Source organism: Rhizobium leguminosarum (genome assembly GCF_019798305.1).
Classification (GTDB): Bacteria; Pseudomonadota; Alphaproteobacteria; order Rhizobiales; family Rhizobiaceae; genus Rhizobium; species Rhizobium leguminosarum_U.
Genome location: NZ_JAAXDD010000016.1, coordinates 18,710 through 30,508 on the forward strand (window position 1 = coordinate 18,710; position 11,799 = coordinate 30,508).

The following is an 11,799-nucleotide window of genomic DNA, read 5'->3' on the forward strand; positions in this document are numbered from 1 at the left end:
ACGGTCAGCGATGGTTTATTCGGCGGCGACGATCTTGCCGGCTTCCCACTTGTAGAGCGAAAAGCTCTGCGAGGTCAGGTCGCCGGTCTTGCCGTAGGTGACCTTGCCGATGGCGGTCGGGATTTCTTCACCGCCCTTCAGCGCGGTCGCGACGGCTTCCGCATCCTCGGCGCTGCCGGCCTTCTCGATGCCGGCTTTCAGCACTTCGACGGCGGCATAAGCGTTCAGCGTGAAGGCTTCGGCCGGGATGTTCTTGGCGGCGAGCGCGTCGGCTGCGGCCTTGGAATCCGGGCTCTTGGTGGCGTCCGAAGCGTTGGTGAAGATCGTGCCTGCTGCCGCATCCGTGCCGATTGCCCAGAATTCGGTGTTGGAGAGTCCATCGCCGCCGATGATCGTCGCGTTGGCGGCGAGGTCATGCAATTGGCGGGCGAGCAGGCCGCCTTCAGGGTGGTAGCCGCCGAAATAGACCACGTCGACCTTCTCGGACTTGATGCGGGTGGTGAGCGCGCTGAAATCCTTGTCGCCAGGCGTGATCGCGTCATTGACGACTTCGGTGATGCCGCCGGCGTTCAGTGTCGCCTTGAAGGCATCGGCGAGGCCTTTGCCATAGGCGCCCTTGTCGTTGACGATGGCGACGCGCTTGTCCTTGAAATTCTTCAGCACGTATTTGGCGGCGACTTCGGCCTGCTGGTCGTCGCGGCCGCAGGTGCGCAGCACATTGGTGAGACCGCGTTTGGTCAGGTCGGGGGCCGTCGCGGTTGGGGTAACCATCAGCACGCCGTTTTCAGCAAGCACGTCCGAAACGGGAATGGCGACGCCCGATGTCACTGGGCCGACGACGAAGCGGATTCCGTCGCCGACGACCTTGTTGGCGGCGGAAACGCCCTGTTTCGGTTCGCCGGCATCGTCGGCCAGTTCGAGGACGACCTTCTCGCCGAGAATTCCGCCCTTCTTGTTGATCTCGTCGACGGCGGTCTGCGCACCATTCTTCACTTGGTCGCCATAGGCGGCGACGGGGCCGGTCAGCGGCCCGATCAGGCCGATGGTGATATCGGCATAGGCAAGCGGCGCAAAGGCGAGTGACGCGACGAGGGTCGCCGTCAATGTCTTGAGGGTCATTGTCTGTCTCCTTGGATGGGGTCATTCAACCCACGATGAAGCGTCGCGCCGGCTTTTCCGGATCGTTCCAACGGCTCCGGAGCCGTGCCAAGGACGATCGATATCGACGCGATCAATGCGCCCTCCGGCCATATTTGGCTCGAATGGGTGCAATGGCAAGATTTCTAGGAATTTTGGTGAGATTCCGCAAGTTGATAACAAAATGGAACGAAAATCGGCTCGATCAGGCGCGAAATCGTCCCCGAATCGTCGATCCTGGCGTCGTCTGCTGATTTTCAGGAGGGTGGCGGTACCCCGCACAATCGCGGTGCGCCGATGAACCTGCTGAATTTCGCGGAAGCTCTCTTGGTTTTTCCGAATATTCGAATTCTGTTTTGAGATTAACCCTTGATTCTACCAATTGGAGTAGAACCATTGTTCCCGCATATATTGCTGCAATGCAAAAGAACGGTCAGTAATAACAGAGGGATATTTTCAGGAACTGAGATCTGGATGCTGAAGCGTATCGAAGCCAGACAGGTGCGCAACGGAATGTTTGTGGAGGCGATCGAGGGTGCATGGCATGACCCTCTTCTGTCCAAGCGAAGATTTCTGCTGCGCCGTGAAGCCGATGCCCTGAAACTTCGCAAGAGCGGCATTGAAGGTGTTGTCATCAACACCAGCAGAGGCCTCGACATCGACGGCCTGCCAGGTGGCAATATCGAGATCGACACCAAGGCGGCACGCGAGACCATCCAGAAATCCGTGCAGGTGCTGGAAGGCGTTTTCAGCCGGCTCCAGCATGGCGATGGCATCAGCGTCGATCAGGTGGCGCCGGTGATTTCCTCTGTCTCCAAGTCTATGGATGACAATCCAACTGTCTTTCTCAGCGTTACACGTCTGAAATCCAAGGACGAAGTGACATTTCTTCATTCCCTTTCGGTGAGTGCGCTGATGATCCTTTTCGGCCGTCATCTCGGACTTGACGAGGCTACCGTGCAGACGCTCGGCACAGCAGGATTGCTGCACGACGTCGGCAAGCTCGAAATTCCGCTCGAGATCCTCAACAAGGAAGGGCGCCTGGACGAGAACGAGATCAAGATGATCCGCGATCATCCGGAAAAGGGGCATGCAATCCTGTCGCGCCAGGAAGTCATGTCGGAGATCGTCCTCGACGTATGCCTCAACCATCATGAGCGTATCGACGGCAAGGGCTATCCTCGAAGGCTTTCCGAGACGCAGGTCAGCTTCCATGCGCGTCTTGCTGCGATTTGCGACGTCTATGACGCCGTGACTTCCGTGCGGCCGTACAAGGCGCCATGGAGCGCGAGCCAAGCACTGAAGTGGATGCTTGGCAGCGAAGGGCAATTCGATCGCCGGTTGCTGAAGAAATTCGCCCTCTGCCTATCCGTCGCTGCGGTGAGCTGAAATCTATCTGGGTTCGCAACAAAAGGGCCTGCGTGGGCTTACAGCGCCGCGCGTCTATTCAGACGCGCAAAGGACGCTGTAGCACTTTCAATTCCGCATAATTCTATGCTTAAATCGATTCCGACTTAAGGAATTATGCAGGAGGTCCGCCGCAGGCGCTGTTGCCGGAAGCCTCAGAGCTTTCTCAGATGTTGTTCTGCAGGATGGTCCGCAGCTTGCCGAAGAGCTCGTCGATATGGTGCTTCTCGATGATCAGCGGCGGGGAGAGTGCGATGATATCGCCGGTGGTGCGGATGAGCAGGCCGCTTTCATAGGCTTTCAGGAAAGCGGTGAAGGCGCGCTTGGTGGGCTCGCCGGCGATCGGGTCGAGTTCGATCGCGCCGATCAGGCCGGTGTTCCTGATGTCGATGACATTGGGGCAGTCCTTCAGCGAATGCAGCGCGTCGGCCCAGTAGTCGGAAAGCTCGGCGGCGCGTGTCAGCAGGCCCTCCTCCTTGTAGGTGTCGAGCGTGGCGAGCGCGGCGGCGGAGGCGATCGGGTTGCCCGAATAGGTGTAGCCGTGGAAGAACTCGATCATATGTTCCGGGCCGTTCATGAAGGCATCATGGATCTCGGAGGTAACGAAGACCGCGCCCATTGGAATGACACCGTTGGTCAGCCCCTTGGCGGCAGTGATCATGTCAGGCTTGACGTCGTAATATTGCGCGGCGAAGGGAGCGCCGAGGCGTCCGAAGCCGGTGATGACCTCGTCGAAGATCAGAAGGATGCCGTGCTTGGTGCAGATCTCGCGCAGCTTTTGCAGGTAGCCCTTCGGCGGGATCAAGACGCCGGTGGAACCCGCCACCGGCTCGACGATGACGGCGGCGACGGTGGAGGCGTCATGCAAGGTGACGATACGCTCGAGCTCGGTAGCGATGTCGCCGCCATGCTCGGGCTCGCCGCGGGTGAAGTTGTTTTTGCCGGGCTGGTGGGTGTGCGGCATGTGATCGACGCCGGTCAGCAACGTGCCGAACATCTTGCGGTTGGTGACGATTCCGCCGACGGAGATGCCGCCGAAATTGACGCCATGATAGCCGCGCTCGCGGCCGATCAGACGGAAGCGTGATCCATTGCCCTTCACGCGATGATAGGCGAGCGCCACCTTGAGTGCCGTCTCGACGGATTCGGAACCGGAATTGGTATAGAGAACGTGGTTCAGGCCCTCCGGGGCAATGTCGACCAGGCGGTTCGCCAGTTCGAAGGCCTTGGGATGGCCGAGCTGGAAGGCCGGCGCGTAATCGAGCTCGCCGGCCTGCTCGCGGATCGCCTCGGTGATCTTCGGGCGGCAGTGGCCGGCATTGACGCACCAGAGGCCAGCCGTGCCGTCCAGCACCTGACGGCCGTCATGGGTCGTATAGTACATGTCCTTGGCGCCGACGAACAAACGCGGCTCCTTCTTGAACTGACGATTTGCCGTAAACGGCATCCAGAAGGCGCGAAGATCGTTCGGTGCATTGAGGCGATTGGACATGCTGTTCTCCTGGCCGCTGACGGCCCTTTCCCGGGGCATCACGCCCATATTTTTACTGCCCGGTCAAATTATCAGGGCTTCCCAAGGCGTCAACGGGAAAACTCCCGAAAGCTCCCCTGACAGGAGGCCCAAGCTCCTTCGATCGATCACGGGTTGAGCGCTTCAGCGCGATGAGGCTGCAATTCCTTCGCCGCCGGCGAAAGGAGCAGAAAGACCAGGGCATTCAAAGGCACGACCGGCAAATCGGAAGATTTGCCGGTCGTGCCATAAGGTTCAGGTGCTGAAATATCGTTGCCAGGGGCCTCCGGGAACATCCCTTCCGACACGGCATTGGCCGACATTCATGTCAGCGCTATCATCAAGCGGCGGATCTGTTTCTGTTCTGCACGAGGTAGATGTCCTCGAGCGTTGCAAGGATCTTCATGACCGGCTCGGAGCTGCTGGAATAATAGATGGTTTGTGCGTCTCTGCGGGTCTTGACCAGCTTTTGAGCGCGTAGTTTCGACAGGTGCTGAGAGAGAGCCGACTGGCTGAGGCCGACCTGCGTCGCAAGCACGCCAACGGCCACTTCGCCCTTCACGAGGCTACACAGGATCAGCAATCTCTTCGGGTTTGCCATGGCCGATAATAAAGCTGCCGCCACGGTCGTGTGATCGGCCAAATCAGAGGTTTCCATATGTTATCTTCCTAATGCGAAACGTACATCAATTGTGTTGGCGCAGGGCGCCAGCCGGGATTTTGACTGACACCAAAAGCCTACCAACTGGGCTCGAAGATTGTATATACCTAAATTTAAGGTATCGAGTATGCTATTTTAGTCATGTTTGAACAAATGTGATCGGCATCCACAGCGAGGGTTTCGAACTCGTATCGCAGCAGGAAGTCGCCGGAAATCATGTCGAAACCTGAGGAATCGATACCACAAATGCGCCAAGGACCCGATTCCGTAGCCTTTAGCCTGATAGCGAGGGCTTCGGCGACATCGGGATGGCGCTCTACTAAATCTCGCACTGTCTCTGCCGCATCGGCGGCGATTGCCTCATTCGCGCTCGACTGGATTATGAGATCGTTCCCATCGAGCTGGTAGGCGCGGCCGAAGCCGCCATTAAGGCTGGCTTGTTCCGGCTTGAGACGAAAGAACAGGAAATCAGGAAAGTCGATATAAAGCTTCGCCTTGGTGTGGCGAGCGAGAAAGCGCGTGCGGATACGCTCGTAGAATGCACTGCTGCGCTCGACGGGTTCTGCCAGGCATTGGGTCGTCAGACGCGGATAGGCGAGGGGATCGCCCTTGCCGGGCTCGCCGGTCAGGAGCGAGGCGCGCGGATCTCTGGCAAGCGCCCTCGTATGGGCCGATAGTTTCGAAACGAGGATGACGGGGGCGCCGTCGATATCGGTGGCGACGAGCACGCGACTGGCAAAGGGAAAGCCGGTCTCGGGGTCGAGAACGGCAATCGCCGCGTGCCGGGCGGAGCGCAGAAGCACGCGGGCAAGCTTGCGGGCATCGTCGTCGGTTTCGCGTAAGGGCGAGGGCTGATCTTTCATTCCGCTTTGTGACAAAGCGGATCGAAAACATCAAGCTTCCTGCTTGCGGCGATGGCGGGTGAGGCCGGCAACGATATCCTGAGCTGAGATGGTGCCGACAATCGCGCCGTTCTCGACGATGCCGATACTGCCCGGCTGGCGCGCCAGGGCATCGAGGATATCGATAAGCGGCGTCGCGGCGCGGGCCGTGGCGCTGACGCTCATGCCGGCGGCAGTGTGGCCGAGGCCTGACTGCATCACGTCGGCCGCCGTCAGCATGTTGATCGGATTGAGGTTCTGCACGAAATCGGCGACATACTGGTCTGCGGGATTCTTGACGATGTCGTGCGGCGTTCCGCACTGGATGATGCGGCCGCTCTCCATGATGGCGATGCGATTGCCGATGCGGAAGGCCTCGTCGAGATCGTGGCTGACGAAAAGAATGGTCTTCTTCAACCGCCGCTGGAACTCCAGGAGCTCGTCCTGCAAGCGGGTGCGGATCAATGGGTCGAGCGCCGAGAAAGGCTCGTCCATGAGCAGGATCGGGGCGCCGGTGGCAAAGGCGCGGGCAAGGCCGACACGCTGCTGCATGCCGCCGGAAAGCTCGTTGACCTTGCGGCCTGCCCATTTCGTCAGGTTGACCAGTTCAAGCTGCTCCCCGACGCGGAGCTTGCGTTCGGCTTCCGGCATGCCGGCGAGTTCGAGGCCAAAGCCGACATTTTCGGCGACCGTGCGCCAAGGCAACAGGGCGAACTGCTGGAACACCATGGAGACGGTGTGGGTGCGCAGATCACGCAGCGCCTTGGCATTACATCTGTAGGGGTTGACGGGGCCGGTGGTCGTGGAGACCGCAACATCACCGCGCACCACGGGAGCGAGCCCGTTGACGGCGCGCAGCAGCGTCGACTTGCCAGAGCCGGAAAGGCCCATCAGCACCAGGATCTCGCCTTCCTCGATTGTCAGTGAGGCATCGGCGACGCCGAGCACCAGACCGGTCGCGGCGCCGATTTCGTCGCGCGATTTGCCCTGATCGACCATGGCAAGCGCGGTTTCCGGCCGATCGCCGAAGATGATGCTGACATTGTTAAAGTTTACCGCGGTCATGCAGCGCCTCCTTCACCCGCTGTGCGGAACATCCGGTCGAGAATGATTGCCAGGATGACGATGCAGAAGCCCGCCTCGAAGCCCTTGGCGATATTGACGGTGTTCAGCGCACGAACGACGGGCACGCCAAGCCCGGGAGCGCCGACAAGGGCGGCGATGACGACCATCGACAGCGACAGCATGATGGTCTGGGTGAGACCCGCCATGATCTGTGGCGTGGCGAAGGGAAGCTCGATCTTGCGCAGCACCTGTATCGGCGTCGCGCCGAAAGCGACGGCGGCTTCGACGAGGGACGGCGGCGTCGAGATGATGCCGAGGCGCGTCAGCCGGATCGGGGCGGGGATTGCGAAGATGACGGTCGCGATCAAGCCCGGCACCATGCCGAGGCCGAACAAGATGAGCGCCGGGATCAGATAAACGAAAGTCGGTATGGTTTGCATGAGATCGAGCACCGGCCGCATGGCCGCATAGACCCAAGGGCGGCGGGCGGCGGCAATGCCGAGCGGAATGCCGATCACCATGCAGACGAAGGTGGCGGCGAGCACGAGGGCGAGCGTCTCCGTCGTTTCCTTCCAATAGTCCTGGTTCACGATGAGCAGCAGCCCGAGACAGGTGAAGACCGCGACCGCGATCGATCGGCGCAACCAAAAGGCGATAGCGGTGATGGCGGCGATGACGATCAGCGGATGAGGCTTCTGCAGCACGAAGAGCAGGCCGTCTATGGCGCTCGACAGCAGGAAGGCGATCTGGTTGAAGAACCATTCGCCGTTCGAGGTCAGCCAGTCCACGAAGGATTTGGCCCAGGGGCCAACGGGAATCTTAAATTCGGTGATCCAATTCAAGGGCGCGCCCATCCAGAAAAACAACAATCGGACAAAAATGAAGCGGGGCGGCGAGCCGCCCCGTTCGTATCGTCAGAGGCCGAGGCCGGTCTTGGCGGCCGCGAGAGCGTCGCCCTTGCCGTCGCGGGTCTTGACGCCCTTAAGCCAGGGCTCGAGCGCTGCGGGGTTCGCCTTCAGCCATTCGGAAGCTGCAGCCTCCGGCTCTTTGCCGTCGTTCAGGATCTTGCCCATGATTTGGTTCTCCATATCGAGGGAGAACGTCAGGTTCTTCAGCATCGTGCCGACATTCGGGCATTCGTCGAGATAACCGGCGCGGACATTGGTGAAGACCTTGGCGCCGCCGAAATCCGGACCGAAGATATCGTCGCCGCCGGTGAGGTAGGTCAGCTTGAAGTTGGTGTTCATCGGATGGGGTTCCCAGCCGAGGAAGACAACGGGCTTGCCTGCTTTGTCGGCACGGGCGACCTGGGCGAGCATGCCCTGTTCGGAGGATTCGACGACTTCCAGATCCTTCATGCCGAAGGTGTTCTTTTCGATCATGTCCATGACGAGACGGTTGCCGTCATTGCCAGGCTCGATGCCATAGATCTTACCGTCCAGATCGTCCTGATGAGCGGCGATGTCCTTGAAGTCCTTGATGCCGAGTTCCGCACCCTTGGCGTTGGTGGCGAGCGTATACTTGGCACCGACGAGGTTGGGGCCGAAGGATTCGACCGACTTGTCGTCGAGATAGGGCCGAACGTCCTTTTCCTGTGTCGGCATCCAGTTGCCGAGGAAGATGTCGATGTCCTTGTTCTTCAGCGAGGTGTAGGTGACCGGCACCGAGAGAACCTTGACATCGGTCTGATAGCCGATGCTCTTCAGGACTACAGATGTGGTGGCGGTGGTGGCGGTGATATCCGTCCAGCCGACGTCCGAGAAATGAACGGTGGAGCAGCTGTCGGGATCGGCGGCGAAGGCAGCGGTCGCAACGGAGAGGGCGGCGACGGCAGTTGCGGTAACGAGTTTGAACGTGCTTGTTGTTTTCATTTTAGACTCCCAGTCTTTAAGTTCCCAAGCCAACCATCAATAACCGAGTTTGACAAGCGACCTCAGTGCGTTTGCGTCGTATCGACCTATGCGATTGCGACGTCGGCGAATTTTTTCCGAGCGCCTGGTTTTCAGGGCTTTCGGCCGTTTTCGAGCCGGATTCCTGTGATTATCGTTCTCTCAGGGCTTTTCTTTGCCATTCCGAGCTTTCAATAAGCCGATTAAGGAGAAATCGGATGGCAAAACTCTATTTCAACTACTCGACGATGAACGCCGGCAAGTCGACGATGCTGCTGCAGGCCTCCTACAATTACCAGGAGCGCGGCATGCGCACGGTGCAGCTGATCGCCGCCTTCGACGAGCGCGCCGGCCGCGGCGTCATCGGCTCGCGGATCGGCTTGGAGGCGAGCGCCATTCCCTTCGAGCCGCATGAGGATCTGTTCCGGCTCGTCACGGCGCTGAGCGGCGAAGGCGCGCCGATTTCCTGCATCTTCGTCGACGAGGCGCATTTCATGACGCCTGTCCATGTCTGGCAGCTTGCCCGCGTCGTCGACAGGCTTGGTATCCCTGTGATGGTCTACGGGCTGAGAACCGATTTCCAGGGCAAGCTGTTTCCGGCCTCGCAGGAACTGCTGGCGATCGCCGATGAAATACGCGAGGTGCGCACGATCTGCCATTGCGGGCGCAAGGCGACGATGGTTGTGCGGCTCGGCGCGGAAGGAAAAGTACTGCACGAAGGCGCCCAGATCGATGTCGGCGGCAACGAGAAATATGTCTCGCTCTGCCGCAGGCATTGGGACGACGCGATGAACGGAGCCTGGATCGCCGAGCCGGTCTGAAGCCGGCGACGCCGCCTGTTTTCTTTAGCGCCGCAAGCGACTAGCTTGAGCAGGAGATTCCCTGGAGAGATCAGGTGCGCAAACCCCCGCCATTCGACAGCCGGTACGAAGCCGCAGGCAGCTTTGCCGAGAGGATTGCGGCCGAGGGAGCCTATTGCGTGGCGGCGATCGGCGCCTTCAGCGGCGAGGAAACGCGGTCGGCCGACGAGGTTTTCCTGGAACAGAATGCCCGCTTCCAGGCCCATATCGCCGATGCTGCGGCGCTCGACGCCCAGCTGGCCGAGCTGGTCTTTTCTCTTGACCGGCTGACGGCCGAGGTTTCTGCCGATCTCGATAGTTTCCGGGGGCTGACGCTGGGTGAGAAGATGGCCGGCTGGTTGTCGCGCCAGCGGATGTGGCGCATGTATACCGAACGCGTGCGCGAGGCGCCGGTCATCGAGCGGCTGCTCGACCTTTTGACGAAATCGGACGCGCTCGCCAAGCTGATCGCCGGCCAGCGCGCCTCGCTCATCGAACGGCACAGGGCAGCCGAACGCAGCCTTGTCGATATTGTCGAGCAGCGGCGCCGGCTGGTCGATTCCATCGATATCGCCCGCCTCAAGATGAAGGAGCTCAATGCCAAGGCGCTGACGACGCAGGGCCGTATCGGCGTCTATGGCAACAGGGCCCATTGGGAGCAGATGGAGGCGGAACGGCGGGCGCTGAAGGCGGAGGCCGAGCGAATTTCCGCCGAAGAACACGAGATGCGAGACGACAGCCAGCGGCGCGAGCGCTTTATCGGCCTGTTCCAGGCCTTTGTCGATTCGCTGAACGGCCGGGTCGCCGCCTGCAACGTGCTGCTGCGCAAGCTGTTGGTAGACGTCGAGGAGCGGCTGATCATATACCAGGCGCAGGTCGATACCGACAGGCCGGGCATGAAGGCGAGGATCAAACCGGAACTCTTCCCCGATATCGCCACACCGATCAGGCTGTTCGAGAAGGGCATGCTGGTCGCCCAGGATCTGGAGCAGCGCAAGAGCCGCGCCGATCTCGAATTCACAAGAAGGTTTCCGACCTATGCCGAACCGCCGCCGGAAACATCGGGAGCGCCTCTGATCGATACGGCGCGCGGCTCCTTGCGCTTCCGCCTGCCTTTCCTGCGCTCCTGACCGGCAGGGCGCGGGCAATACCCTCTTGCGCAATGCTTTCATTCCGAAAAATCGAAGGGCTCGTGTTGTGCTCGGCCGATCGAGCGCATATGTGGGATGCAGCGGGGCGGCAATGTCCTGATGTTCGCCTCGCCTGACAGGAGACGACGATGCTTGACCGGATAGCCGGTTTTTTCAGGCTGATCGGCCAGACGATCGGCCGCTGGGCCCGCCTGTTTTGCGCCTGGGCTTTCTGGCCCTTTCTTGCTGCGCACGGCTGGTATCAGCGCCGGAGCTGGATGATCCGGCTGCCGGTCATCGCGTTCGTGGCGCTGCTGGTCGTGCTCTACGGCTATTTCTTCTGGCAGACGCAGGTGTGGTCGAATTTCAACCCCGCCTTCGTCGACCAGTACCGGCTTTCCGAACGCAAGGTTGCTGCCGGGCAGGACGTCCTAGGCGCCGAGAGCGCCAATGCGGCGGCGCCGAAGACCTGCCAGCGCTCGGCGATCGTTGATGTCGCGGCCGATCTGACCGATTTCAATGTCAACCAGAACGCATGGATCTCCTCCATGCTGCTCTACAAGATGGGCTTCTTCGGCATCGATTGGGATCACACGCCCTTCCTCGACAACAAGGCGTCGATCCAGCGCGGCGTCAACCAGGCGGTCCGGCGGACTTCGGCGGAGCTTGTCGATACGCTCGGACGCGTGCGCGGCACATCCGGCATCAACAATGACCTGCAGAGAGCGCGCGGCAATCTGCAGTTCGACGAAAACAGCTGGTATTTCGGGCTCAATCCCTTCGGGCCGAAGACGCCGACGCCTTCCTATTACCGCTCGGCGATCGGCAGCCTGCGCAAGTTCAACACCGATCTCGCCCTCTGCAATGTCATTTTCGACGGCCGCGCCGACAACCTGATGCAGTTCATCGACCGCATTGCCAACGATCTCGGCGGCACCTCCGACATGCTCGCCGAGCGCTCGGAGAACCACAATCGCGGCTGGTTCGATACACGCGCCGACGACCGGTTCTGGTTCGCCTATGGCCAGCTCTATGGCTACTACGCGATCATGGCTGCCGCCCAGGCGGATTTCTCGCAGGTGGTGGCGGAACGCAATCTCGGAACGATCTGGGGCGGGACCATGCGGCAGTTCCAGGCGGCGCTCCGCATCCAGCCGGCGATCATCTCGAACGGGCGCGAGGACGGCTGGATCATGCCGAGCCATCTCGCCACGATGGGCTTTTATATTCTGAGGGTGCGCTCGAACCTCGTCGAGATCCGGTCGGTGCTCGACCGCTAG

Annotated in this window: 12 protein-coding genes; 4 read left to right on the forward strand and 8 right to left on the reverse strand. The window is 60.5% G+C overall.

Features of this window, described 5'->3' with window-relative positions; genetic code table 11:
* Positions 1-15: 15 nt before the first annotated feature.
* On the reverse strand, positions 16-1,119 hold the full coding sequence (locus HFO99_RS26080) for a branched-chain amino acid ABC transporter substrate-binding protein (RefSeq protein WP_222364523.1): 1,104 nt from the start codon (positions 1,117-1,119) through the stop codon (positions 16-18).
* Between the two features lie 492 nt (positions 1,120-1,611).
* On the opposite strand from HFO99_RS26080, the gene HFO99_RS26085 reads away from it, so the two are divergent.
* On the forward strand, positions 1,612-2,526 hold the full coding sequence (locus tag HFO99_RS26085; RefSeq protein ID WP_222331356.1) for an HD-GYP domain-containing protein: 915 nt from the start codon (positions 1,612-1,614) through the stop codon (positions 2,524-2,526).
* A gap of 184 nt (positions 2,527-2,710) precedes the next feature.
* Here the strand turns inward: HFO99_RS26085 and HFO99_RS26090 are convergent, their stop codons facing one another.
* From HFO99_RS26090 to HFO99_RS26120, 7 genes are all read right to left on the reverse strand, one after another.
* Positions 2,711-4,036 (reverse strand): aspartate aminotransferase family protein, encoded by a 1,326-nt coding sequence (locus tag HFO99_RS26090; protein ID WP_018243099.1) that lies wholly within the window; start codon positions 4,034-4,036, stop codon positions 2,711-2,713.
* Positions 4,037-4,182: 146 nt separating this feature from the next.
* Complete coding sequence (locus tag HFO99_RS26095) at positions 4,183-4,377, reverse strand: hypothetical protein (protein ID WP_222331357.1); 195 nt, start codon at positions 4,375-4,377, stop codon at positions 4,183-4,185.
* Positions 4,378-4,394: 17 nt separating this feature from the next.
* Complete coding sequence (locus HFO99_RS26100) at positions 4,395-4,712, reverse strand: ArsR/SmtB family transcription factor (protein ID WP_222246771.1); 318 nt, start codon at positions 4,710-4,712, stop codon at positions 4,395-4,397.
* A gap of 116 nt (positions 4,713-4,828) precedes the next feature.
* Entirely contained in the window at positions 4,829-5,578 is a 750-nt protein-coding gene (locus tag HFO99_RS26105) for a HugZ family protein (protein ID WP_222364526.1), read from the reverse strand.
* 30 nt (positions 5,579-5,608) lie between these two features.
* The gene (gene choV / locus HFO99_RS26110) at positions 5,609-6,661 is read right to left on the reverse strand and encodes a choline ABC transporter ATP-binding protein (protein WP_222331359.1); all 1,053 of its coding nucleotides are present in this window, start codon (positions 6,659-6,661) and stop codon (positions 5,609-5,611) included.
* Complete coding sequence (gene choW, locus HFO99_RS26115) at positions 6,658-7,503, reverse strand: choline ABC transporter permease subunit (protein WP_017961531.1); 846 nt, start codon at positions 7,501-7,503, stop codon at positions 6,658-6,660. Before choW ends, choV begins: the two co-directional genes overlap by 4 nt.
* A 72-nt stretch (positions 7,504-7,575) precedes the next feature.
* The gene (locus HFO99_RS26120) at positions 7,576-8,532 is read right to left on the reverse strand and encodes a choline ABC transporter substrate-binding protein (protein WP_222364528.1); all 957 of its coding nucleotides are present in this window, start codon (positions 8,530-8,532) and stop codon (positions 7,576-7,578) included.
* A gap of 236 nt (positions 8,533-8,768) precedes the next feature.
* Between HFO99_RS26120 and HFO99_RS26125 the strand changes: the two genes are divergently transcribed.
* From HFO99_RS26125 to HFO99_RS26135, 3 genes are all read left to right on the forward strand, one after another.
* Positions 8,769-9,371, forward strand: a complete 603-nt coding sequence (locus HFO99_RS26125) for a thymidine kinase (RefSeq protein WP_222364530.1) — start codon at positions 8,769-8,771, stop codon at positions 9,369-9,371.
* 74 nt (positions 9,372-9,445) lie between these two features.
* The gene (locus tag HFO99_RS26130; protein ID WP_222364532.1) at positions 9,446-10,519 is read left to right on the forward strand and encodes a hypothetical protein; all 1,074 of its coding nucleotides are present in this window, start codon (positions 9,446-9,448) and stop codon (positions 10,517-10,519) included.
* A 149-nt stretch (positions 10,520-10,668) separates the two neighbouring features.
* Positions 10,669-11,799 (forward strand): DUF2333 family protein, encoded by a 1,131-nt coding sequence (locus HFO99_RS26135; RefSeq protein WP_222364534.1) that lies wholly within the window; start codon positions 10,669-10,671, stop codon positions 11,797-11,799.

Excerpts from the sequence above, each read along its gene's own strand:
- HFO99_RS26105 (WP_222364526.1), bottom strand. The coding sequence starts at position 5,578 with ATGAAAGATCAGCCCTCGCCCTTACGCGAAACCGACGACGATGCCCGC.
- HFO99_RS26090 (WP_018243099.1), bottom strand. The coding sequence starts at position 4,036 with ATGTCCAATCGCCTCAATGCACCGAACGATCTTCGCGCCTTCTGGATG.
- HFO99_RS26100 (WP_222246771.1), bottom strand. The coding sequence starts at position 4,712 with ATGGAAACCTCTGATTTGGCCGATCACACGACCGTGGCGGCAGCTTTA.
- HFO99_RS26095 (WP_222331357.1), bottom strand. The coding sequence starts at position 4,377 with ATGTCGGCCAATGCCGTGTCGGAAGGGATGTTCCCGGAGGCCCCTGGC.
- HFO99_RS26135 (WP_222364534.1), top strand. The coding sequence starts at position 10,669 with ATGCTTGACCGGATAGCCGGTTTTTTCAGGCTGATCGGCCAGACGATC.
- HFO99_RS26120 (WP_222364528.1), bottom strand. The coding sequence starts at position 8,532 with ATGAAAACAACAAGCACGTTCAAACTCGTTACCGCAACTGCCGTCGCC.
- HFO99_RS26085 (WP_222331356.1), top strand. The coding sequence starts at position 1,612 with ATGCTGAAGCGTATCGAAGCCAGACAGGTGCGCAACGGAATGTTTGTG.
- HFO99_RS26080 (WP_222364523.1), bottom strand. The coding sequence starts at position 1,119 with ATGACCCTCAAGACATTGACGGCGACCCTCGTCGCGTCACTCGCCTTT.
- HFO99_RS26125 (WP_222364530.1), top strand. The coding sequence starts at position 8,769 with ATGGCAAAACTCTATTTCAACTACTCGACGATGAACGCCGGCAAGTCG.
- choV (WP_222331359.1), bottom strand. The coding sequence starts at position 6,661 with ATGACCGCGGTAAACTTTAACAATGTCAGCATCATCTTCGGCGATCGG.